The sequence below is a fragment of the Candidatus Pelagibacter sp. HTCC7211 genome (genome assembly GCF_000155895.1).
Taxonomy (GTDB): Bacteria; Pseudomonadota; Alphaproteobacteria; order Pelagibacterales; family Pelagibacteraceae; genus Pelagibacter.
In genome coordinates, this window is the sequence record NZ_DS995298.1 from 545,158 (window position 1) to 568,959 (window position 23,802).

Consider the following 23,802-nt stretch of genomic DNA (forward strand, 5'->3'; position numbering starts at 1 on the left):
TTAAATTAAATATTAAATAGATAAAAAAAGTAAATGAAAACATTATCGTGTCATTGTGGTGCAGTAGAAATCCAAGTTAATCTTAAAAAAGAAATAGATAAATTAATGAGATGCAATTGTTCAATGTGTAAAAGGAAAGGAACAATGGTTACAACAGTTAATAAAGAAGATTTAAAGATTGTCAAAGGAGAAGATAAAATAAAAATTTATCAGTTCAATACAAAAGTAGCTAAACATCATTTTTGTTCAGAGTGTGGAGTTCAAACACACAATTTAAGAAGAAGTGATCCAAATTCTTATGGTATCAATGTAGGTTGTATAGATGAAATAAAAACAAGTGAGCTATTTAAACTAAAGACCTTTATAAACGATGGTCAAAATCATATAAAAGACAGGAAATAAAATGAAAAAATTAACATGTCATTGTGGAGAAGTTGAGGCAGAAATTAATTTGGATGGAGATTTAGCAAAGGTGATAAAATGTAATTGCTCTATTTGTAAAAGAAGGGGAGCAATAATGTCTATGGTTAAAAATGAAGATTTTAAAATAGTGAAAGGAGAAGATAAATTAAAACTTTATCAATTTCATACAAAGGTAGCCAAACATTATTTTTGTTCGATTTGTGGAATTTATACTCATCACAATCCAAGAATTAATCCAGCAATGACAGGTTTTAATGTTGGATGCATTGATGAAATAAATACTTTTGCTTTAAAAGATGTTGCAGTAAACGATGGTCAAAATCATCCATTAGACCAAAAAAATTAACCACTAATGAATAAGATAGATATCTGTTTTAATAAAGTAAAAAAAGATTGTTTTAAGTTTATTAAATTACAAGAAATTAAAACAGAAAAGTTTAGCAACAAAGATAAAATGCTAAAGTCTTTTTTAATTCCAATGTGTTTTTGGATTGCAAATAAAAATATTAATAAAAAACCCTACTTTGTTGGTTTGGCTGGAGGACAAGGTGCAGGTAAAACAACTATAAGCTCGATTGTTAAAATTATATTAGAAAAGTATTTTAAACTAAACGTATTTAAAATCTCTATTGACGATTTTTATAAAACTAGAAAAGAGAGATTAAACTTATCAAAAAAAATACATCCCATGCTGATGACAAGAGGTGTGCCAGGCACTCATGATGTACAAATGATGCTTAATTTTTTTAAAAAAGTAAAAAGTAAAAATTTTAAAAAAATTGAATTACCAGATTTCAATAAAGCTATTGACGATAGGTCTCCTAAAAAATATTGGTATAAACTTAAGGAAAAACCTGATGTAGTAATATTTGAAGGTTGGTGTGTTGGCGCAAAAGCTGAATTAAATAAGACACTAAAAAAATCAATAAATTCACTTGAAAAAACTAACGACCCAAAGCTCCTATGGAGAAATTATGTAAATAAACAACTAAAAACTAAATATAAAAAATTGTATTCTCAACTTAATTGTATGATTTATTTAAAAGCGCAAAACTTTAGTTTGCTTCAAAAATGGAGATTAAAACAAGAGCATAAGTTATGGTTGAAGAGTAAAAAATCTTCTAGCCACAAGATAATGAACAAGAGTGATGTATTTAAATTCATGCAAACGTATCAAAGAATTACAGAAAACATGTTCAAAAAAATGCCTAAATATGCTTCTATAGTTTTAAATTTAAATAATAACCATCAGATTAAATCTGCAGTATATAAAAAAAAATGAGAAAAATATTAATACTAATCAGTTTAACATTATTTTATTTTGGTAATGCTTTAGCAGTAACTTTGTATGATGCTTTAAATCAAACTTATCAGAATAACATTCAGTTAAATGCAGAAAGAGAAAACATCAAAGCATCTGAAGAAGATATTAATATTTCAAAAGCAGATTACAAACCAACTTTAACTTTAAGTGGCTCAAAGAGTATAGAAAATACTAATAAACTTACAAATCAAAGTGGAGGAGATGCTTCAAGTAGTGATGCTGATCCATTGACAACATCTATTAAATTAGAACAAACAATTCTTGATTATGGAAGAGATTTATCATTTGAGAAAAATTTAATTGGATTAGATTTAGCAAAAGCAAAGTTGATTAAAAAAGAACAGGATGTTTTGTATAGTGCAATTGACGTTTTTACAAATTTAATATTAGCTAGAGAAAAATTATCTATTAATAGAAAAAATTTAAATTTATTAAATAGGCAACTTGAAAATGATAAAATAAGATTAGATAGAGGTCAAATTACGATTGCTGATTTAGCCCAAACAGAATCTTCGCTTGCAGGTGCTCAAGCTCAATTTACTCAAGCAAAAAGTGATTTAACAATTAGTAAATTAAATTATGAAAATATTATTGGAAAAATTGATAATCCAAAATCTCTTAAAAAAAACTCAAACTCAATTGTTAGTATTCCAAAGAGTTTAGATGAAGCAATAAATCTTTCTAAACAAAATAATCCAGATATTAAAATAGCAAATTTTGATGTAGTTCAATCAGAAAAAGATTTAGCAATAGCAGAGACAGATTTAAAACCCACAGCATCATTATCATTAGAGAAATCTTTCGCTGATGACTTAAGTTCAACCATTGATAGAAAAGATAAAGATATTTTAAAAGCTACAGTCAGTTGGCCATTTTACTCAGGGGGTAAAAAGAAATCAAAAATTAATAAAAATACAAATTTAACAGTTAGAAAAAGATTATTATTAGATGATGTGATGAGAACAAATGATACTAATGTAGCTAGTGCTTGGTCAAGTTTAGCTTCATCAAAAAGTTTTCTAAATTCTGTAAAAGTACAAGTAAGAGCAGCAAAAATTGCAAATGAAGGAATTGCTGCAGAATACGAACGAGGTTCTAGAACGACACTTGATGTTATCCAATCAAATTCATTATTACTTTCAGCTCAAATATCTTTAGCGAATTCTGAAAGAAATTACCTTATGGCCCAATATAATTTGTTAAAATCAGTTGGGTTATTAAATAGCCAATATCTAAAACTTAAGTAATTATTTGATTTTTTTGATTAAAAATAAATATATTGCTAATGAGAACAAAATGTGTACATTTAATCTCATGATTCGAGTGTTAAAAAAATTAAAAAAAGAGGCTAAAAATGACGAAAAGTAACCTAAAAGTAGTTAAATCTACTAAAGATCAAGAAATGGATATCAAAGAAAAGAACAAAGCATTAGATGCAGCAATAGCTCAGATTACTGACAATTTTGGAAAAGGCTCAGTAATGAAGCTTGGACAAAAAAGAGCTATGGATATCGAGTCTGTATCTACAGGATCTTTAAGTCTTGATTTAGCATTAGGAATAGGTGGATTGCCAAAAGGAAGAATTGTTGAGGTTTACGGACCAGAATCTTCAGGAAAAACAACATTAGCATTACAAGTAGTTGCCGAAGCTCAAAAAGCTGGAGGAATTTGTGCGTTTGTTGATGCTGAGCATGCACTAGATCCAGTTTATGCAAAAAAATTAGGTGTAAATACAGAAGAACTTTTAATTTCACAACCAGATGCTGGTGAGCAAGCACTAGAAATAGCAGATACTCTTGTTAAATCAGGATCTATTTCAGTTATCGTAATTGACTCAGTTGCAGCACTAACGCCAAAAGCTGAAATTGAAGGTGAAATGGGAGATCATCATGTTGGTCTTCAATCAAGATTAATGAGTCAGGCATTAAGAAAACTTACTAGTTCAATTTCAAATACAAATACAATGATGATTTTCATTAACCAAATTAGAATGAAAATTGGAGTTATGTTTGGAAGTCCTGAAACAACATCAGGTGGAAATGCTTTAAAATTCTACTCATCTGTTAGAATGGATATTAGAAGAATTGGTGCAATTAAAGATAAAGATGAAATTATTGGAAACTCAACAAGAGTTAAAGTAGTCAAAAATAAAGTAGCACCACCATTCAAAGTTGTCGAGTTTGACTTAATGTATGGAAAAGGAATTAGTAAAATGGGTGAATTGGTCGATCTAGGATCAAAAGCTGATATTATTGAAAAATCAGGTGCATGGTATGCTTATAAAGGTGAAAAGATAGGTCAAGGTAGAGAAAATGCTAAAACTTATCTTGCTCAGAACCCTAAAGTAGCAGCTGAAATAGAATTAGCTATTAGAGAAAAAGCAGGCGTAATTCAAAAAAAGATTGAAGGAAACCCGCTTGACCCTGAAAAGGCTGCAAAAGATCAAATAGAAGATCCAAAAGCAGAAAAGAAAGAGGAAGTAGTTCCTACTAAAAAGAATTAGTTAAAAAGTCATCTTTAATTATTAAAAGGCGCTTAATTTAAGCGCCTTTTTTCCCTTACTGTTATCTAGACATAAAATAAAAAAGCTGTATTTTAAAAATATGGCTGACAAATCATTAAATGAAATAAGAAATACATTCTTAAAATATTTTGAAAAGAATGATCATAGGATTGTAGAGTCGAGTAACTTGGTTCCAAATAACGATCCAACTTTAATGTTTGCTAATTCAGGAATGGTTCAGTTTAAAAATGTATTTACTGGTCTTGAGAAAAGAGATTATCAAAGAGCCACTACTTCACAAAAGTGTGTAAGAGCGGGTGGAAAACATAACGATTTAGAAAATGTTGGCTACACTCCAAGACACCATACATTCTTTGAAATGTTGGGAAATTTTTCATTTGGAGATTATTTTAAAGAACAAGCAATCCATTATGCTTGGGATTTAATCACTAGGGATTTTGGAATTGATAAAAATCGTCTATATGTAACAGTTTATCATGAAGATGATGAAGCCTTCAATTTTTGGAAGAAAATAGCCGGTTTTAACGATGATAGAATAATTAGAATAGCTACTTCAGATAATTTTTGGTCAATGGGTGAGACAGGACCATGCGGTCCCTGCTCAGAAATATTCTATGATCATGGTGATCATTTAGCTGGAGGACTTCCAGGCACAAAAGATGAAGATGGAGATAGGTTTATAGAAATATGGAACTTAGTCTTTATGCAATTTGAACAAATTTCTAAAGAAAAAAGAATTGATCTACCTAAACCATCAGTTGATACAGGGATGGGCCTTGAAAGAATAGCCGCATTATTGCAGGGAACTCATGATAATTATGAAACAGATCATTTTAAAAAGATAATAAATTCAGCCTCTGAAATACTAAAAGTTAAATCTGATAATTCTAATCTTTCAAGCTTTAGAGTTATTGCAGACCATTTAAGAGCGAGTTCATTTTTAATTGCAGAAGGTGTGTTACCTTCTAATGAAGGTAGAGGGTATGTGCTTAGAAGAATTATGAGAAGAGGAATGAGACACTCCCATTTATTAGGATCAAATGAACCAGTTTTTTTTAATTTATTTGAAACTCTTAGGGATGAGATGAAAGGAAACTATCCAGAATTAGTAAGAGCTGAATCTTTAATCAAAGAAACATTAAAAATGGAAGAAGAAAAATTTTTAGTTCTTTTAGATAGAGGAATTAAAATTTTAAATGAAGAGATTTCTAAAATAGATAAAGTTTTACCTGGAGAAGTAGCTTTTAAATTATATGATACTTATGGATTTCCATTGGATTTAACTGAAGATATTCTAAGAAACAAATCCATGTCAATTGACTCAGAAAAATTTCAATCATTAATGAAAGAAAGTAGAGAACTTGCAAAGAAAAATTGGAAAGGTTCAGGTGATGCAGCTGTAGAAGATGTTTGGTTTGGTATAAAAGATAAATTAGGAGCTACAGAATTTCTTGGTTACGAGACTAATCAAGCTGAAGGCGCCGTACTTTCTTTACTAAAAGATAATAAAGAAGTAGATGAGTTAAAAAATGGTGACGAGGGAATGATTATTGTTAATCAAACCCCTTTTTACGGTGAGTCTGGAGGTCAAGTAGGAGACACTGGAGAAATTGCAGGAAATGATTTTAAATTTGAAGTAACTGATGTTCAAAAAAAATTAGGTGATTTATTTGTTCATTATGGAAAAGTTATTAATGGGTCAATTCAATTAAAAGACAACGTTGAATTAAAGATCAATGTAGAAAGAAGGGATGATACTAGAGCGTACCATTCTGCGACGCACTTATTGCACGAGTCATTAAGAAGGGTTTTAGGCAAACACGTTACACAGAAAGGTTCTTTAGTAGAGCCTAGCCGACTAAGGTTTGATTTTAGTCATATGAAACCAATTCAAACGGAAGAAATCGATAAAATAGAAGGTTTCGTAAATAATATGGTTTCAAAAAAATCAGATGTAAAAACACGATTAATGACACCTGATGAGGCAGTTGAAAACGGAGCTTTAGCACTTTTTGGTGAAAAATATGGAGAGGAAGTAAGAGTTCTGTCGATGGGAGATGATGATGGTAGTTATTTTTCAACGGAATTATGTGGAGGAACACATGTTAGAAATACGGGGGATATTGGTAAATTTAAGATAGTTAGCCAATCCTCAATTGCTGCAGGTGTTAGAAGAATAGAAGCACTAAGAGATAAACAATTAGAGGATTACCTTAACAATAAAGAGAAATTATCTAATATTTCTTCAGAAAAAAATGATCAAATTATCAATAATTTATCTGAACAAATAACAGAGCTTGGCGGAAAACCTTCTTTAGATGAAAGTGATCAAAGAATTTTAATTAAAAATTTAACAAAACAACTAGAAACTATTTCAGTAAATTCAATATTAGAAGATAAAACAAAAAATATAATTAAAGATGAACAAATTAATGGAATTAAAATAAGATTTCAAAATGTAGATGGTTTACCTCCTAAAGAATTAAGAAAACTTGTAGATAAAGGAAAAAAAGAATTAAGCGAAGGTATAGTAATTGTATTTGCAGCTAAAGACGACAAAGTTGGAATTGCGGTAGGTGTAACTGATACATTAACTAATAAATTTGATGCTGTTAAATTTGTTAAAACAGGTTCTGAAATTATTGGTGGACAGGGTGGAGGTGGAAGAAAAGATTTCGCGCAAGCTGGTGGTCAGGATAAATCTAAAATTGATGAGGCTTTTGAAAAGCTTAAAACTTTAATTTAATTTCTTTTTGAGATTACCATCAATTTCATCTAAAAATTGATTAGTGGTTAAATATTTGCTTGATGGACCTACGAGTATAGCCAGATCTTTTGTCATTGAACCATTTTCAACACATTCGATACAGACTTTCTCTATAGTTTGAGCAAATTTAATTAACTCATCATTGTTATCTAGTTTTCCTCTATGAGCTAGACCTCTAGTCCATGCAAAAATAGAGGCAATTGGATTTGTAGACGTTTCTTTACCCTGCTGGTGCATTCTATAATGTCTAGTAACTGTCCCATGAGCAGCTTCCGCTTCCATTACTTTTCCATCTGGAGTTAACAAAGTACTAGTCATTAAACCTAAAGAACCATATCCTTGAGCCATCGTATCTGATTGAACATCACCGTCATAATTTTTACATGCCCAAATATATTTACCACTCCACTTCATTGCACATGCAACCATGTCATCAATTAAACGATGTTCATATGTTAAATTATTTTTTTCAAAATCTTCTTTATATTCGTTGTCAAAAATTTCCTGAAATATATCTTTAAATCTTCCATCATATTGTTTGAGAATTGTATTTTTTGTAGACATATAAACTGGCCATTTTTTTATCAATCCATAGCTAAAACAAGATCTTGCGAAGTCACTGATTGATTTGTCTAAATTGTACATTGAAAGGGCAACACCAGGACCAGTAAAATTAAATACCTCATATTTTATCTCATCTTTTCCATCTTCAGATGTCCATTTTACTTCCATTTTACCTTTACCAGGTACTTTAAAGTCAGTTGCTCTATATTGATCACCGAATGCATGTCTTCCAATCACTACGGGATCTGTCCATGATGGCACGAGTTTTGGAATATTTTTACAAATTATAGGTTCTCTAAAAACAGTACCACCGATAATATTTCTAATAGTACCATTAGGCGATCTCCACATTTTTTTTAAGTCAAACTCTTCAACTCTAGCTTCATCAGGAGTTATAGTTGCACATTTGATACCTACCCCTATTTTTTTTATTGCATTAGCAGAGTCAATTGTGATCTGGTCATCTGTGTCATCACGACTTTTCATTCCTAAATCGTAGTATTCTATTCCTAAATCAAGATATGGGAGAATGAGTTTGTTTTTTATAAAGTCCCATATAATTCTAGTCATTTCATCACCGTCTAACTCTACAATGGGGTTATTTACCTTGATTTTACTCATTAAAATAATTTTATCTTATTAATTGAATTTGATTGGTTTATATACATATTAATCAAAAATTAGCAAATAGAAGAATATGTTTAACAAAATATTTCCTCCAATACATACAGAGGGTTATAAGTTCTTGGTAATCTCTGTAATTGTTACTTTAGTCCTTTTAGCCTTTAGTGGTTTTTTAGGAACTATAGGAATTCTTTTAACAATCTGGGTGTATTATTTTTTTAGAGATCCTGAAAGAATTATCATTGGAGATGATAACTATTTAGTAAGTCCAGCCGATGGTGAAGTAATTAAAGTTGAAGAAGTGGATGGACCAAAAGAAGTTGGTTTAGAAAACCAAAAATTTAAAAAAATAAGTGTATTTATGAATGTATTTGATTGTCATGTGAATAGAACGCCATGCTCAGGAACTGTTGAAGAAATTTTATATAAACCTGGAAAGTTTTTAAATGCATCATTTGATAAAGCTAGCGAAGATAATGAGAGAAATTATTATAAGATTAAAGATAATGCAGGTAATAATATTATAGTTGTTCAAATAGCAGGTTTAATTGCAAGACGAATAGTTTGTGAAACAAATAATGGCCAAACACTTAATCAAGGAGAGAGAATAGGCATGATTAGGTTTGGAAGTCGAACGGATGTTTACTATGAAAACTATGATCCATTAGTAAAAGTTGGCCAAAAAACAATTTCAGGTGAAACGTTATTAGCTAAAAAATAATTATGGAACAGCCTAAAAATAATCTCAAGGTAATTTCTGAGAAGAAAAATGTAAGAATGATCTTACCAAACATGTTAACTTTAATAGGTGTTTGTATAGGGCTTACTTCGATCAGGTTTTCTTTCAATGGACAGTTTGATCTTGCAATTATTGCAATAATTTTTGCAGCATTAATTGATGGATTAGATGGAAGAATTGCAAGACTAATTAAAGGGACTTCAAAAGTTGGAAAAGAACTAGACTCTCTAACTGATATGATAAGTTTTGGTGTTGCACCAGCATTTATAATGTATTTTTGGACTTTAAGTTCACTTGGAAGATTAGGCTGGTTGATATGTTTAATTTATGTGATTTGTGTAGCTTTAAGATTAGCAAGATTTAATATCAATTCAAACCAAGAACCATCTTGGAGAGATAATTTTTTTGAAGGAGTTCCATCTCCAGCTGGAGGAATTTTAGTTTTAACACCATTAGTTATCAGTATGACAAATTTTAACTTCGTTAAAATTGATAATAACATTATTGTTCCAATTTTTTTTATTGTTACATCTTTGTTATTGATAAGCAAATTTCCAACTTACTCATTTAAGAAAATAGTAATTCAGAGACAAACAACCATTTTTTTATTATTTGGAATTGTATTATTTTTTGGATTTATTCTTATTTACCCTTTTATAGCGATATCAATAAGCGTTATTCTTTATTTGCTAATGCTTCCAATAAGCTATTTTCATTATAATAAGTTAAAAAAACAAAATGCTGATAAACCCAATTTGGAAGACGATGATTTTGAAGACATTTTATAATGAAAGAAAATGTTATTATATCTCTAGCAGACTCAAATTACTTTGAGTTGTTAAATGAATTAGTAAACTCAATAAAACGGTTTAAAGAGAGCGAAAATACTGCAATCTGCATTATGGATGCAGGGCTGACTAATGACCAAAAATCAATTTTGTCATCAAAAGTTGATGAAATAAAACCAGCAGATTGGGACATTGAAGTTCCTGACTTTAAAATTAAAGGAAGGGAATGGTTAAAAAGTCAGGTATCTAGAGCTTTTTTACCAAAGTATTTTCCTAATTATAAAAAATATATGTGGATCGATGCAGATGCTTGGGTTAATTCCTGGGGAGCAATTGAATTGTATTTTAAAGGTTGCGAAAATCATAAATTATCAATCTCAACATCAGCTGATAGAGCTTACAGAAATGTTATAAGAGCTGACTGGTTTTTAGGAGGTTTTGCAAGGATTAAATCACAAAATTATAAACATGCAAAATCATCTGGGTTTTCAGAAAAAATTGCAAGACAAGTTGCTCTTAAGCCCCATTTAAATATTGGTGTATTTGCATTAGAAGAAAATGCACCTCATTGGAAAGTCTGGCAAAAAAATTTAAAAATTGCTTTGAAGGCAGGCAAAATTTGGGGTTCAGAACAAATTGCTATGAATATAACAATATATTCAGATAACTTACCAGTTGAAATATTACCTGCTTATTGCAACTGGATTCTTGTTGACGGGATTAAATTTGATGAAAAAAGAAATACTTTAGTTGAACCTTACTTGCCAAATCATCAAATTGGTATTGTTCATTTTGCTGGAAAAAACAATGATGCGATAAGAAATAACAAAGATTATATTTCAAGAGTAGAAACTGTAGATGGCAAAATAATAGATATGAAATTAAGATTTAGAAATTAATTGAAAAAAAATAAAATTTCAAAAAATTGGGTTAATAAACAAAGAAGAGATACTTACGTCAAACAATCTAAAGTCGATGGATATAGAGCAAGATCGGCGTATAAGTTAATTGAAATTGATGATAAATTTAAAATATTCAAAGGTGGTATTACAGTAATAGATATTGGAGCAGCTCCTGGAAGTTGGTCTCAATATGCTGAAAAGGTCACAAAAAGTGGAAGATTGATATCCATAGATCTAAAAAAAATGGAACCAATTGGAAATACTGTTCAAATTCAAGGAGATTTTACAGAACAAATAATTCAAGATGAAATAAAAAAACACACTAATACTAATGTAGATGTTGTTTTGTCAGATATGGCGGTAAATACGACTGGAATAAAAAATATAGATTCAATTCAAACTGGAGAGCTATGCAAGGAAGCCATGTTTTTTGCTAAAGATTTATTAAAAGAGAATGGTTTTTTTATTTCAAAAATTTTTATGGGAGGCACTTTTAACGAAATAGTCGCAGAAGGAAAAAAATATTTTAAAGAAGTTAAGGTTTTCAAACCAAAATCTAGCAGAAAAGACTCTAAAGAGAGTTTTATAATATGTAAAAATCTCAGATAGAGACTTTAAATTTAAAAGGAATCGTATATAAATGATCATGGTTCCTATTAAAGAAGCACTTACCTTTGACGACGTCACTCTTGCGCCAAAATATTCAGAAATTTTGCCTTCAGAAGTGAATACTGGCGTAGCATTAACAAAATATCTCAAATTAAAAATACCTTTACTGTCATCAGCCATGGATACTGTAACAGAGAGCAAAATGGCAATAGCAATTGCAAAAGCTGGAGGAATTGGGGTAATTCATAGAAATTTAAATGTTAAAGAGCAAATTATAGAAATTAAAAAAGTAAAAAAGAAAAAATTATTAGTTGGAGCTGCGGTTGGCGCAGGACCAAATGAATTTACTAGAGCAAAAGCTTTAGTTAATGAAGGAGTAAATTTAATAGTCGTTGATACAGCACATGGTCACACAAAGAAAGTTGCAGAAATTATTAAATTTATCAAGAGAATTAAAAATAAAAAAATTGCATTATGTGGTGGTAATATTGCAACACCAGAGGCTGCAAAATTTTTAATAAAACTAGGAGTTGATATAATTAAAATTGGAATTGGACCAGGCTCGATTTGCACTACAAGATTAGTTGCTGGTATTGGTGTACCTCAATTGAGTGCAATATTATCAGTTAGAAATGGAATTAAAAATAAAAATATAAAAATCATTTCGGATGGTGGAATTAAATATTCAGGAGATTTGGCAAAAGCATTTGCAGCTGGAGCAGATGCAGTGATGATAGGTTCTTTGTTTGCTGGTACTGATGAAGCCCCCGGAAAATTGATAAAAAAAAATGGAAAATTATTTAAAAGTTTTAGAGGAATGGGATCTGTTGGTGCAATGAACAAAGGATCAGCAGACAGATATTTTCAAAGCAAACAAAAAGATACATCAAAGTATGTACCAGAAGGTGTTGAAGGATTTGCAAAGTATAAAGGAGATGTAGGTAGAATTATATTTAAATTGATAGGAGGACTAAAATCTTCTATGGGTTACCTTGGATCTAAAGATATTTTAAAACTTAGAAATAAACCTAATTTTGTGAAAATTACTAAAGCAGGTTTTTATGAGAGTATGGTACACAACGTAGATGTAATAAAAAACGATAATAAATATTAATGCACAAAATTTTAAATATATTAAATTCAATTATAATAGTCATTACAAGCTCAACAGTAGCATTTAGTAAAGAAAATTTTTTTCATGAAGCATTAAAAAAATATCAAGATAAAAAATATGAAGAAGCAAAATTTATTTTCGAGCGAAATATAGTTTATAATCCAAAAGATGCCAAAACTTATTTGTACTTAGCTAAAATCTATAATCATCAAGATGATCAAAGAAAAGAAGAAAATAATTTAGAAACAGCATTGTTAATTGACCCGAGTAATGAAGAGGCATTATTGATGTCAATGAAAGTTGCCTTAAAAAAATCAAATTATTCAAAAGTAAAAACTTTATCCGAAACCTTCGTAAAAGTTTGTAATAAGCTATGTGATGAAAATGATCAAATTCAAGAGTCTCTTAAAAACATAGAACCAAAAAATGAGTCTTGATCAAAATCTTGGCAAAATCTTAATTGTTGATTTTGGTTCACAGTTCACTCAATTGATAGCAAGAAGAGTACGAGAATTAGGAGTTTTTTCTGAGATTGTAAGTCATAAAAAAATTAAATTAAAAGATATTGATCAGACTATTAAAGGAATAATTTTGTCTGGAGGACCACTAAATGTTTATCAAATAGATAAATATTCATTTGATAAAAAAATTTTACAATTGAACATACCAATTCTAGGTATTTGTTTTGGACATCAAATACTTTCTAAACTTAATGGTGGCAAAGTTAAACAATCAAAACACCGTGAATTTGGTTTAGCAAATATCTATAAAAAAAATAATAGTCTTTTAACCTCTAATTTTTTTAAAAAGAGTAATACAAAAAAAGTTTGGATGAGTCATGCAGATCAAGTTTCAAAAATTCCAAGAAATTTTAGAGCAGTTGCTTCAAGTACAAATTCTAAATTTGCCATTGTTGAAGATAGAATTAAGAAATTTTATGGAGTTCAGTTTCATCCTGAAGTTACACATACTGAAAATGGAAAAAAAATAATTAGTAATTTCGTTTTTCTAATATGTAAAATTAAAAAAAATTGGTCATCTAAAGATCAAAAATTAAAGTTAATTAAAGATGTAAGAAGTCAAGTAGGATCAAATAAAGTGATTTGCGCATTATCAGGTGGTGTTGATAGTAGTGTAGTTGCGCAACTTCTGAACAAAGCCATAGGTAAAAAATTATTTTGTATTTTTGTTAATACCGGTCTTTTAAGAAAAAATGAAGAAATTCAAGTTGTTCAAACTTTTAAGAAACGTTTAAAAATGAATCTAATATATGTAAATGCTGAAAAAGAATTTTTAAAAAAATTATCTAATGTTTCAGATCCAGAAAAAAAAAGAAAAATAATTGGTAATTTATTTATTAAAATATTTGAACGTTATGCTAAGAAGATAAAAAACGTAAAATTTTTAGCTCAAGGAACTCTTTATCCAGATTTAATTGAAAGTAAATCTGTTACAGGAAGTCAAACTTCAAAAATAAAGTCTCATCACAATGTTGGAGGCTTACCTAAAAGAATGAAATTAAAACTTGTTGAGCCATTAAAGTTTTTATTTAAAGATGAAGTAAGAAAGCTTGGTTTAGAATTAAATTTAAATAATGAAATTATATCAAGACACCCTTTTCCGGGCCCTGGTCTTGCAATTAGAATGCCTGGTGTAATCACAAATGAAAAAATAAAAATTTTAAAAGAAGCCGATCATTATTTTATTCAAGCATTAAGGGATCATGGACTTTATCACAAAATATGGCAAGCTTATGCAGCTCTATTACCTGTCAAAACAGTAGGTGTTATGGGAGATAATAGAACTTATGAATATTTATGTTTGTTAAGAGCAATTACTTCTGAGGATGGAATGACAGCTGATTTTTATGAATTTAAAAAATCATTTATGCAAATTATCTCAAATAAAATTGTTAATAGCATTAGAGGTATTAATAGAGTGGTTTATGATGTTACTTCCAAGCCACCTAGCACTATTGAATTAGAATGATTTTATAATTATAAACTATTTTAATTAAGTATTTAAAATCAATTTAAAAAAATGAAAAAAAAAATTTCAAATTTTATAAATAAAAAAAATAAATCAAAGATAGTAAGTTTAACAGCTTACTCAAAAAATATTGCTTCTATTTTAGATAATTTTTGTGATTTAATTTTAGTAGGTGATTCTCTTGGATCTGTTTTATATAATTATAAATCTACAAGAGAGGTCACATTAAATATGATGATTGAACATTCTAAGAGTGTGAGAATGGGAGTTAAAAAAAGCTTAATGGTTGTTGATATGCCTTACAATACTTACAGAAACTCTAAAGAAGCATTAATAAATGCTAAAAAAATCATGACAAAAACTAAATGTGATGCAGTGAAATTAGAAGGCGGAAAGAAAATTTTTAAAATTGTTAAATTATTAGTTAAAAACAAAATTCCTGTTATGGGCCATTTAGGTGTATTACCGCAATCAGCAAAAAAATTTAAATTTAAGGGAAAAAAGATTTCAGAACGTAAAAAAATACTAAATGAAGCAAAACTATTAGAATCTGCTGGAGCATTTTCAATGGTCTTAGAATGTGTAGAAAGTAGCTTAGCAAAAATTATAACCAAAAATGTTAATATTCCAACAATCGGTATTGGAGCATCTGCGAACTGTGATGGTCAAGTTTTAGTAACAGATGATCTTTTAAGTCTTAACCCAATAAATGTTAGATTTGTTAAAAAATATTCTAATATTAGAAAAGAAATTGTTAAAGCTGTTTCAAATTATTCAGAAGAAGTAAGAAAAAAAACATTTCCTTCAAAAAAACACTCTTATTAATTAAAAATATTTAATAAAGTCTTCATTAATTTTAAGTATCTCTAAGTCAACTAATCCACCAATAATTAATTGAAGCCCAACTATAAGAATAAATACTAAACCAACATAAGCAATCCACATATTTTTTTGAATGTATTTTGCCATAATTGTTGCTAGTGCTCCTGTTAAAACAACCGATAAAACTAGTCCAAAAATCATAAACCCAAAATAACCTTTGGCAGCTCCAACTACACCAATTACATTATCGAAACTGATTGTAATATCTGCAAATAGTACCTTATATACACTTTGAATGTAGGATGGCTCTTTACCTTTTTTTGTTGGAGTTTTAACTTTGGTTTTCATCTCAACCAAATCTTTTCTCAAATCATTTACTATCCAAATTAAAAGTAAACCACCTAGAATTTTAATGAAATAGAATTTAAAAAGATAAGTTGCAAATATTGCAAAAACCACTTTAAATACTAATGCACCAGCTACTCCCCATAAAATTATTTGCTTTCTATATTTTGGGACAAAATTAGCTGCTATTAGGCCAATAATTATGGCGTTATCAGCTGCTAAAATTATATCTATAAAGATAATTTGGAGTAAAATTATGGCTTCTTCAATCAAGGTGTATTGATAATATTAAAATATTACAGGAAAGCAATATATTAAAGATTTAATTATAAACAATTTTTTAAATTGATTTTGAACTAGATTCATAATGAAATAACTATTTTAAAAAAGGAGTATTGATGAAAATAATAAATAAAGTGTTAACAATTTTTTTAGCATTATTGTTAACTTCAAATTTTGCATCATCTGCAGAAAAATGGGATATGGCACTAGCTTATGGTGCATCTAATTTTCATTCTGCAAATGCTACGGAATTTGCTAAAAATGTATCAGATAAAAGTGGTGGTAAACTAACTATAGTAACTCACCCTGGTGGATCATTATATAAAGGTGGAGAAATCTTTAGAGCAGTCCGAACTGGACAAGCTCAAATTGGAGAAAGATTTATGTCTGCTTTAGGTAAAGAAGATCCTTTATTAGAAATAGACTCACAACCTTTCTTAGCTTCATCGTATGATGATGCAATGAAACTATATATGGCTTCAAAACCAGAAATTGTTAAAGGCTTAGATTCAAAAGGTTTAGTTTTTTTATATGCTGTACCATGGCCAGCTCAAGGTCTTTATAGCAAAAAGGAAATCAACTCTAAAGATGATCTTAAAGGTTTAAAGTTTAGAGCTTATAACTCATCTTTAATTAGATTGGCTGAACTAACAGGAATGGCACCAACTAAAATTGAAGCGGCAGAAATAAGTCAGGCTTTTTCAACTGGAGCAGTTGAAAGTATGATTACATCACCTACTACTGGAAAAAATAGTAAAATATGGGAAAATGGTGTGAAGTATTTTTATGATATCGCAGCTTGGTATCCAAAAAATATGATAATTGTAAACAAAAATGCTTGGAGCAAGTTAGATTCTGCAACTCAAAAATTAGTTATGTCTGAAGCTGCTATAGCTGAAAAAAAAGGTTGGGCTCTTTCTAAAAAGGGAAATACAGCTGATAAAAAAGCTTTGGCAGATGCAGGTATGACAGTAGGAAAAGTTAACTCTGCTTTGAACAATCACTTTAAAGAAGTTGGATCAACAATGTCAAAAGAATGGGCTAGTAGAGCTGGTTCTAGAGGACAATCTGTTCTAGCTGCTTACAATTAAAAAGTTATATTATATATTAATAAAGGCCGTTTAAATTAAAACGGCCTTTTTATTATGATAAAACAAATTAATAAAAATTTAACTCTTCTTTATATTGGGTCAGGTTATTTAGCTGCTTTTTTTTTAATAGCAGTACTACTGTTTATACTTACAGGTATCTCATCTAGAATTTTTGGTTTTTATATAAGAGGTTTAGCTGAGTACTCAGGCTACTCCATGGCTGCATCATCTTTTTTTGCATTGTCATATACATTTTATGACAAAGCTCATATCAGAATAACTTTATTTTTAGAGAAACTAAAACCACTAAATAAAAAATTAGCTGAGATTTGGTGCTTGTTTGTTGCAACAATTTTTTCAGGGTTTTTAGCATTTTATTTTACTAAAATGACTTATATCTCTATTAAATTTGAAGAACGTAGCGAGGGAGCAGATGAGGTTTTAATATGGATACCTCAATCTTCTGTAGCACTTGGTTCTATTATTTTTTTTATATGTGTATTTCATCATTTAATTAATTCAGTTTTAGGTAAAAAAATTAAATAGTTATGAATGAAGTATTTTTAACAATCTTTTTTATTTCTCTACTATTATTTTTACTTGGATCAGGAGTTTGGGTTGCTCTTAGTATGATTGCTGTTTCAGCAATTGGTATGATGCTTTTTACAACTAGACCAGTTGGAGATGCTATGGCAACTACCATTTGGGGGACAAGCTCATCATGGACTTTAACTGCATTACCATTATTTGTTTGGATGGGAGAAATATTATTTAGGACAAAGCTCTCAGAAAATTTATTTAAAGGTCTGTCTCCATGGTTATCAAAATTACCTGGAGGATTAATTCATGTTAATGTTGTTGGTTGCGGATTATTTGCTGCTATTTCAGGATCTTCAGCAGCAACTGTTGCAACAGTAGGCAAAATGTCAATACCAGAATTAAGAAAAAGAAAATACCCGGAAAAAATTCTTCTTGGAAGTTTAGCTGGCTCAGGAACTCTTGGATTATTAATTCCACCATCAATAATATTGATAATATATGGAGTTACAATTGAAGATTCTATAGCTAAACTATTTATGGCAGGAATTCTTCCAGGAATAATGCTTGCAGTTATTTTCATGCTTTATGTTGTTATTTGGTCGACAATTAACAAAAAGCAGATGCCTACAATTTCTGAAAATTTCTCATTTTTAGAAAAAATTAAAAAATCAAAACAATTATTACCGGTTGTTTTGCTTATAACTGCAGTCATTGGATCAATTTATACCGGTATAGCAACTGCAACAGAGGCCGCATCACTAGGTGTTGTTGGTGCATTAATTTTATCTTTATTTCAAGGAACTCTAAATAAAAACTCATTTAAATTATCTTTATTAGGAGCAACAAAAACATCATGTATGATTGCATTTATTTTAGCTGGTTCTACTTTTCTTTCATTAGCAATGGGCTTTACAGGTTTACCTAGAAATCTTGCAATTTGGATACAAGAATTAAGTCTATCCCCTTATATGTTAATTTTTATTTTGACTATTTTTTACATTATTCTTGGAATGTTTTTGGATGGAATTTCAGCTGTAGTTTTAACAATGGCAATCATAGAGCCTATGATCAGACAAGCTGGTTTTGATATGATTTGGTTTGGAATTTATCTTGTTATTGTTGTTGAGATGGCACAAATCACTCCACCGGTAGGTTTTAATTTATTTGTGCTACAAGGAATGGCAAATAAAGATATGTCATTTATTGCAAAAAGTGCTTTTCCACTCTTTTTACTTATGATCTTAGCAGTCATAATTATAATTATTTTTCCTGAAATAGCTTTATGGCTGCCAGATCAAATGTCTCAGAATATTAATTAAAATTAATATTTAGATTTTTTCTTTCCTTCAATTATTTCTTTAAGCTCATCGTATTCTTCACAATTACAAGTTTTTAAAATAGCAAGACGTTCTTTAGCTAAATCTATTCGATTTGTTACTACATAAAGCTCGCCTAAATACTCGTTAATACCAACGTGGTTTGGTTCAATCTGTAAACCTTGCAAATAATACATTTCACCGCCCTTGTAATCTCCAAGTTTTCTTGTTGTGAAACCAAGATAATTTAGAGTGTCTGCTTTATTAGGTGTTTTGCTATTAGATGCTAGTAATAGTTTTTGAGCTTTTTCATATCTTTTCTTTGCTTTTTCTTTTTTATCTTTCTTTTCATATTTTTTGGCTGACTCAATAAGTTTAACTGCCTTATCGTAATCAGATTTTACTTTAGTAGAACTATCACTACTAGTTCCTGCTGAATATGAACTTACAGTTAGCAAAGTGAGTATTGAAAAAGTTAATAAAATTTTTTTAATCATTACAAAAATTTCTCCATTAAATTTAAAGGTTTTAAAATAAGTCCATTCTCTACTAAGTTTTCTCTTATCGATTTAGCAGTAGCGAGTGAACTTTCATTATCTCCATGTATGCATACAGAGTCTATTTCACAAGGTATCTGCTTTCCACTGTGACAATTAAGTGCCTGATTTTTTACCATATTTAACACATGTTTTTTAGCTTGTTCTGGATCTGTTATTAGTGCGTGAGATTTTTTTCTCGAAACTAAGTTTCCATCATCCTCATAATTTCTATCAGCAAAAATTTCACAGGCTATTTTCATATTTAATTTTTTTGCTGCCTCTTCCATTTTTGATCCGGTTGGTACTAGATAAATCAAATCTTTACTTATTTCATTGATAGCTTTAGCTAAAGTAGTAGCAAGTTCGATATCTTCGCATGCCATATTATTTAATGCACCGTGTGGTTTGATATGAGTAACCTTTTCCCCATGATTTTCAGATATTTTTTGTAAAATTTCGTATTGGTCAATAATTAATTTACGGATCTCAGCTGCAGATAGATTCATTCTCTGTCTTCCAAAATTTTCTGGATCGTTAAATGATGGATGGGCTCCAATACTAACGCTATTTTTTTTTGATATTTCCACTACTTGATTCATTGACTCGTTATCACCAGCATGAAAACCACAGGCGACATTAGCTGAATTTACTATTTCAAGTAAATCAGGATCATACTTATTAGAATGATGTTTAGATTTTTCACCTAAATCACAATTTATATTAATTTCCATAGTCTTAATTGTTGAAGTATAACATGACATGATAAAAAATATATCAAATCTTGGTGACGCAGCTTTATACTGTGATTTTGGTACTGAGGTTAACAAAGATATTAATTCCAAAGTAATTAAACTTTTTGAAACTATTAGAGAGAAAAATATAGAAGGAATAAATAACCTTACTCCTTCTTATAATAAATTAATAGTTTCCTTTGATCTTAAAATAACAAATTTTAAAAAAATTAAAGAAATAGTCGAGAATATTCAAATTAAGGAAACTCAAAAGTTAAATAATAAAAAATTAGAAATTCCTGTTTGTTGCGACTCATCATTTTCTCTAGATATTGAAAGGTTAGAAAAAAAATTAAATTTGGATAGAGAGCAAATTTTAGAAGTTTTTTTTAATAAAGAATTTTTTTGTTATATGACTGGATTTATTGCTGGTATGCCATTTTTAGGAGATTTAGAGGAAAAAATGAGGGCACAACGTTTAGAAACTCCTAGAGTAAAAGTACCAAAAGGATCAATAGGACTTACAGAACAATTTGCAAATATCTATACTTTTGAAAGCCCTGGTGGGTGGAACATTATTGGAAATACTCCATTAAATGTATTCGATATTGCAAAAGAAAAAGAACCCAATCTTATTAATCCTGGAGACAAAGTAAAATTTAAAAGAATATCAATGGAAGAGTATAAAGACTTAAATGGATAATAATTATTTTGAGATAAAAAGGGCAGGTATAAATACAACTTTTCAAGATAAGGGAAGAAATAATTTATATCACATAGGAATTCCTTTTAGTGGAGCCATGGATAATAGAAATTTTCTTTTAGCAAATAAATTAGTTGGGAATAAAGTTGATTCACCAGTAATTGAATTTGCATACCAGGGACCTTTATTAAAGTTCAATGGTGACAAGATAACAATAACTGTTACCGGAGATGTTATTTTTAAATTAAATAAAAAAAATAATGAAATAGAGGGAAGATGTTACGAAACCTATCAACTAGAAAATGGTGATGAGATTAATATTTTATCAACCAATAAATCTGTATATGGTTATTTAGCAATTAGTGGAGAGATTGATTTAAAATTTCAATGGGGAAGCTGCTCTATAAATACTAAAGCTAATATTGGATCAAATGATGGAAAAAAACTTACCAATGAACAAAAAATAAATATCCGTAAAATAAATTCAAACCAAAAAAATAAAAAAATTGATTATTTAAATTCGAAGATAGAAAATATTAGAGTTATTAAAGGTACTAATTTTGATTATTTTTCAGAAGAAGGAAAAAAAACTTTTTTTGAGAAACAATTCACAGTTTCGAAATTATCCGACAGAATGGGCATGAGATTAGAGGGTCCAAAAATTGAAAATATAGTAAATACAAATATTAAATCAGAAGGTTTATTAAAAGGAGTTATACAGGTCCCAGCTGATGGAAATCCAATCATTATGTTATCAGACCATGGTACAATTGGTGGATATCCAAAAATTGGAGTAGTTGCCAGTGTTGATTATGACAGATTGGTTCAAATTTCACCTGGATCAAAAATAAAGTTTAAAGAAATAGATTTATCTGATGCAGAAACTTTATTTAAGTTATATGAGATGGAAACTCAAAATTTAATCTCACAAATTTAATGAATTTAATATCAAAATTACCAGGACCTTTTTTAATTTTTTTAGGTGCTTTTAGTCTAAGTTTTGGTGGGTTAATTGTTAAATCATTTGAAGGCGCAACTTTATGGCAAATTTTATTTTGGAGATCTTTATTTTTTTCACTTACAGTTCTGACGTTTCTTTTAATAAGTTACAAAAAGAAAACATTTAAAGCATTTAAAGACTCTGGTTTTCCAGGATTTTTTGGAGGTATTATTTTATCTTTTGGTTTCTGTGGATATGTGTTTGCTATGTATAATACTACTGTTGCTAACACAAATTTTATTATTTCACTTCAAATTTTATTTCTTGCGATATTTGGATATTTTTTTTTAAAAGAGAAGATTTCAGCTATCACATTTACATCAATTATTTTAGCAATGACAGGAGTTTTGCTTATGGTTGGAAATTCATTAACACCAGGTGAATTATCAGGAAATTTAGCTGCTTTTACAATGCCAATTACTTTTGCAGTGTTAATTATGATAGTCAGAAAATTTCCAACAGTAGATATGGTTCCAGCACAATTTGTTGCAGGTATTTGTTCTTGCTTAATCGGTTATTTACTTTCATCAAAGATAATGATTTCACCACATGATATTTTTTTAGGTTTTTTAGCTGGTTGTTTTCAAGTTGGTCTTGGATTTATATTTATAACAACTGGAGCTAGAACAACCCCTTCAGCAATGGTAGGAATAATCATGTTGTCAGAGTCTGTTTTAGGACCTCTTTGGGCTTTTTTATTCGTGAGTGAAAGACCCTCATTATTTGGATTAATCGGAGGAGCCATCATTTTATTTGCTGTACTTATACAATTTTACTCACTTCTGGTTAAGAGTAAAAAAAGTATCTCTCACTAAACTTAAATAGATTAACTTTAAGATTAAATTAAACACAATCTTTCATGTGTTTAATACTTCATATTCCACTATCGACTCAATTGTAAATTTAGATTACTATAATTCAAAATATTTAGACAATGTTTAATTTAATTGAAAGGATATAATATGATTGCTAAAAAAATTTGTAAGACACTACTAAAAGTGTTTGCAATTGCTTTCTTTGCCCAAGCCGCTTATGCAGAGGTAACTCTTAAGCTTGGAACCACTGGTAGACTAGGTATGCCAATTGGTGATGCAATAGATCAAGCATTAATACCAGCCTTGGCAAAAGCTTCTGGTGGTAAAATGAAAATTGAACCACATTATCAAAAAAGCTTATGCGCTGAACAAAAATGTGGTGAACAAGCCAATCAAGGGCTTATAGCTTTATGGACTAGTTCAACTGCAAACTATGGTAATTTTGGACCAGAGTTAGCAATTTTCGATTTGCCATTTATTTTCAAATCACTAGAAGATGCAAAAAGAATATCAGATGAATGGTTAGCTGAAAGGCAGTGTAAACTTGCTCTTGAAAACGCTGGTCATATTTGTCTTTCTGTATATTCAAGTGGTGGATTTAGACAGCTTGGAAATGCAACTAAACCAGTTCATGTTCCAGACGATATGAAGGGATTGAAATGGCGTACTACAAAGAGTCCAGTTGAGTTCATGCTAGTTAAAAATTGGGGCGCAACTCCAACTCCTTATGACTGGAGCCAGTTATACTCAGGTCTACAGTCAGGTGTAGTTGAAGGTCAGTATGTTGCTAGTCCATGGCAGCACGTAGCAAAACTTCATGAAGTAGCAAAATATTTCACTGAAATTGGTGGTATGTGGTCAGGAAACATTCTAGCGATGGATGCAAAACAGTACAATGCATTGTCTGATCAGCAGAGAAAATGGTTACACAAGGCAGCTGATGCTTATGGAGAAAAAGTTAACGAGTTAGATAATGCTTGGATTAAAAATGGTGAAGATGCCATTAAAGCATCTGCTAAAGAGTGGTATGTACCAACTGAAGCTGAAATGTCTAAGTGGAGAGCAGGTGCAATTGGTGCTTGGTTAGACGCTAAAGGTACTTTTGAACCAGAAGTAGCTAAAAGAGTACTTCTAGAACAAGGAATGGATGGATTCGTAGCTCAGTTAGAGAAAGCTGGGGCTCTGTAAATCGTTCAAAGAAAAACTGTGTAAAGATCATTTAGCTCGATAAGAGTTAGATGATCTTTACCT

25 protein-coding genes are annotated in these 23,802 nt (G+C 29.7%); 21 read left to right on the top strand and 4 right to left on the bottom strand.

Annotation, left to right across the window (positions count from 1 at the left end; all coding sequences use genetic code 11):
* The first annotated feature begins 33 nt into the window (after nucleotides 1-33).
* The 6 genes from PB7211_RS02840 (at nucleotide 34) to alaS (ending at nucleotide 7,017) form a co-directional block, all read left to right on the top strand.
* On the top strand, nucleotides 34-402 hold the full coding sequence (locus PB7211_RS02840) for a GFA family protein (RefSeq protein WP_008545493.1): 369 nt from the start codon (nucleotides 34-36) through the stop codon (nucleotides 400-402).
* A gap of 1 nt (nucleotide 403) precedes the next feature.
* Nucleotides 404-769: a GFA family protein gene (locus PB7211_RS02845; protein ID WP_008544721.1), complete on the top strand. Its 366-nt coding sequence runs from the start codon at nucleotides 404-406 to the stop codon at nucleotides 767-769.
* A 6-nt stretch (nucleotides 770-775) separates the two neighbouring features.
* Nucleotides 776-1,705, top strand: coding sequence for a uridine kinase (locus tag PB7211_RS02850; RefSeq protein ID WP_008545384.1), 930 nt, complete (start codon nucleotides 776-778; stop codon nucleotides 1,703-1,705).
* Nucleotides 1,702-2,994: a TolC family outer membrane protein gene (locus PB7211_RS02855; protein ID WP_008545890.1), complete on the top strand. Its 1,293-nt coding sequence runs from the start codon at nucleotides 1,702-1,704 to the stop codon at nucleotides 2,992-2,994. Before PB7211_RS02850 ends, PB7211_RS02855 begins: the two co-directional genes overlap by 4 nt.
* 107 nt (nucleotides 2,995-3,101) lie before the next feature.
* Entirely contained in the window at nucleotides 3,102-4,250 is a 1,149-nt protein-coding gene (recA, locus tag PB7211_RS02860; RefSeq protein WP_008545641.1) for a recombinase RecA, read from the top strand.
* 100 nt (nucleotides 4,251-4,350) lie between these two features.
* Nucleotides 4,351-7,017, top strand: a complete 2,667-nt coding sequence (alaS, locus tag PB7211_RS02865) for an alanine--tRNA ligase (protein ID WP_008544381.1) — start codon at nucleotides 4,351-4,353, stop codon at nucleotides 7,015-7,017.
* Here alaS and PB7211_RS02870 read toward each other — a convergent pair.
* Nucleotides 7,009-8,223, bottom strand: a complete 1,215-nt coding sequence (locus PB7211_RS02870) for an NADP-dependent isocitrate dehydrogenase (RefSeq protein WP_034398893.1) — start codon at nucleotides 8,221-8,223, stop codon at nucleotides 7,009-7,011. The genes alaS and PB7211_RS02870 overlap by 9 nt on opposite strands.
* A gap of 76 nt (nucleotides 8,224-8,299) precedes the next feature.
* Here PB7211_RS02870 and PB7211_RS02875 point away from each other — a divergent pair, with 76 nt between their 5' ends.
* Genes PB7211_RS02875 through panB form a run of 8 tightly spaced genes read left to right on the top strand, consistent with a single transcriptional unit; the run spans nucleotide 8,300 to nucleotide 15,192 of the window.
* Nucleotides 8,300-8,947, top strand: a complete 648-nt coding sequence (locus tag PB7211_RS02875) for a phosphatidylserine decarboxylase (RefSeq protein WP_008545615.1) — start codon at nucleotides 8,300-8,302, stop codon at nucleotides 8,945-8,947.
* 2 nt (nucleotides 8,948-8,949) lie between these two features.
* Nucleotides 8,950-9,753, top strand: coding sequence for a CDP-diacylglycerol--serine O-phosphatidyltransferase (gene pssA, locus PB7211_RS02880; protein ID WP_008545496.1), 804 nt, complete (start codon nucleotides 8,950-8,952; stop codon nucleotides 9,751-9,753).
* On the top strand, nucleotides 9,753-10,652 hold the full coding sequence (locus tag PB7211_RS02885) for a glycosyltransferase (RefSeq protein WP_008544101.1): 900 nt from the start codon (nucleotides 9,753-9,755) through the stop codon (nucleotides 10,650-10,652). Before pssA ends, PB7211_RS02885 begins: the two co-directional genes overlap by 1 nt.
* Nucleotides 10,653-11,264 (top strand): RlmE family RNA methyltransferase, encoded by a 612-nt coding sequence (locus PB7211_RS02890; RefSeq protein WP_034398895.1) that lies wholly within the window; start codon nucleotides 10,653-10,655, stop codon nucleotides 11,262-11,264. It abuts the gene before it with no gap.
* Between the two features lie 37 nt (nucleotides 11,265-11,301).
* Nucleotides 11,302-12,378 carry an IMP dehydrogenase gene (gene guaB / locus PB7211_RS02895; protein WP_198001881.1) on the top strand — a complete coding sequence of 359 codons (1,077 nt, stop codon included), beginning with the start codon at nucleotides 11,302-11,304 and terminating at the stop codon, nucleotides 12,376-12,378.
* Nucleotides 12,378-12,815: a tetratricopeptide repeat protein gene (locus PB7211_RS02900; RefSeq protein WP_008544500.1), complete on the top strand. Its 438-nt coding sequence runs from the start codon at nucleotides 12,378-12,380 to the stop codon at nucleotides 12,813-12,815. The genes guaB and PB7211_RS02900 overlap by 1 nt, the downstream gene beginning before the upstream one ends.
* Complete coding sequence (guaA, locus tag PB7211_RS02905; RefSeq protein ID WP_008545984.1) at nucleotides 12,805-14,367, top strand: glutamine-hydrolyzing GMP synthase; 1,563 nt, start codon at nucleotides 12,805-12,807, stop codon at nucleotides 14,365-14,367. Before PB7211_RS02900 ends, guaA begins: the two co-directional genes overlap by 11 nt.
* A gap of 51 nt (nucleotides 14,368-14,418) precedes the next feature.
* Complete coding sequence (gene panB, locus PB7211_RS02910; RefSeq protein ID WP_008544240.1) at nucleotides 14,419-15,192, top strand: 3-methyl-2-oxobutanoate hydroxymethyltransferase; 774 nt, start codon at nucleotides 14,419-14,421, stop codon at nucleotides 15,190-15,192.
* Here panB and PB7211_RS02915 read toward each other — a convergent pair whose 3' ends face one another.
* Entirely contained in the window at nucleotides 15,193-15,807 is a 615-nt protein-coding gene (locus tag PB7211_RS02915; RefSeq protein WP_034398897.1) for a YjbE family putative metal transport protein, read from the bottom strand. It lies immediately after the preceding gene.
* Nucleotides 15,808-15,932: 125 nt separating this feature from the next.
* Here PB7211_RS02915 and PB7211_RS02920 point away from each other — a divergent pair, with 125 nt between their 5' ends.
* The 3 genes from PB7211_RS02920 to PB7211_RS02930 are packed head-to-tail and all read left to right on the top strand — an operon-like array spanning nucleotide 15,933 to nucleotide 18,766.
* Nucleotides 15,933-16,907: a TRAP transporter substrate-binding protein gene (locus PB7211_RS02920; RefSeq protein WP_008545424.1), complete on the top strand. Its 975-nt coding sequence runs from the start codon at nucleotides 15,933-15,935 to the stop codon at nucleotides 16,905-16,907.
* A 54-nt stretch (nucleotides 16,908-16,961) separates the two neighbouring features.
* Nucleotides 16,962-17,453, top strand: coding sequence for a TRAP transporter small permease (locus PB7211_RS02925; protein ID WP_008545187.1), 492 nt, complete (start codon nucleotides 16,962-16,964; stop codon nucleotides 17,451-17,453).
* A gap of 2 nt (nucleotides 17,454-17,455) precedes the next feature.
* On the top strand, nucleotides 17,456-18,766 hold the full coding sequence (locus tag PB7211_RS02930) for a TRAP transporter large permease (protein ID WP_008544551.1): 1,311 nt from the start codon (nucleotides 17,456-17,458) through the stop codon (nucleotides 18,764-18,766).
* 2 nt (nucleotides 18,767-18,768) lie between these two features.
* On the opposite strand, the gene PB7211_RS02935 is transcribed toward PB7211_RS02930, so the two are convergent.
* Together PB7211_RS02935 and PB7211_RS02940 are read right to left on the bottom strand one after the other, a co-directional pair.
* Nucleotides 18,769-19,260, bottom strand: a complete 492-nt coding sequence (locus PB7211_RS02935; protein ID WP_008545020.1) for a tetratricopeptide repeat protein — start codon at nucleotides 19,258-19,260, stop codon at nucleotides 18,769-18,771.
* Nucleotides 19,260-20,033, bottom strand: coding sequence for a 5-oxoprolinase subunit PxpA (locus PB7211_RS02940; protein WP_008544001.1), 774 nt, complete (start codon nucleotides 20,031-20,033; stop codon nucleotides 19,260-19,262). Before PB7211_RS02940 ends, PB7211_RS02935 begins: the two co-directional genes overlap by 1 nt.
* A 28-nt stretch (nucleotides 20,034-20,061) precedes the next feature.
* On the opposite strand from PB7211_RS02940, the gene PB7211_RS02945 reads away from it, so the two are divergent.
* The 4 genes from PB7211_RS02945 to PB7211_RS02960 all read left to right on the top strand — a co-directional run bounded on the left by PB7211_RS02945 (nucleotide 20,062) and on the right by PB7211_RS02960 (nucleotide 23,739).
* Nucleotides 20,062-20,736, top strand: coding sequence for a 5-oxoprolinase subunit B family protein (locus PB7211_RS02945; RefSeq protein ID WP_008544866.1), 675 nt, complete (start codon nucleotides 20,062-20,064; stop codon nucleotides 20,734-20,736).
* Nucleotides 20,729-21,673 (top strand): 5-oxoprolinase subunit C family protein, encoded by a 945-nt coding sequence (locus PB7211_RS02950; RefSeq protein WP_008544833.1) that lies wholly within the window; start codon nucleotides 20,729-20,731, stop codon nucleotides 21,671-21,673. The genes PB7211_RS02945 and PB7211_RS02950 overlap by 8 nt, the downstream gene beginning before the upstream one ends.
* The gene (locus PB7211_RS02955) at nucleotides 21,673-22,551 is read left to right on the top strand and encodes a DMT family transporter (protein WP_008544361.1); all 879 of its coding nucleotides are present in this window, start codon (nucleotides 21,673-21,675) and stop codon (nucleotides 22,549-22,551) included. The genes PB7211_RS02950 and PB7211_RS02955 overlap by 1 nt, the downstream gene beginning before the upstream one ends.
* A 147-nt stretch (nucleotides 22,552-22,698) precedes the next feature.
* Nucleotides 22,699-23,739: a TRAP transporter substrate-binding protein gene (locus PB7211_RS02960; protein WP_008545902.1), complete on the top strand. Its 1,041-nt coding sequence runs from the start codon at nucleotides 22,699-22,701 to the stop codon at nucleotides 23,737-23,739.
* Nucleotides 23,740-23,802 lie beyond the last annotated feature (63 nt).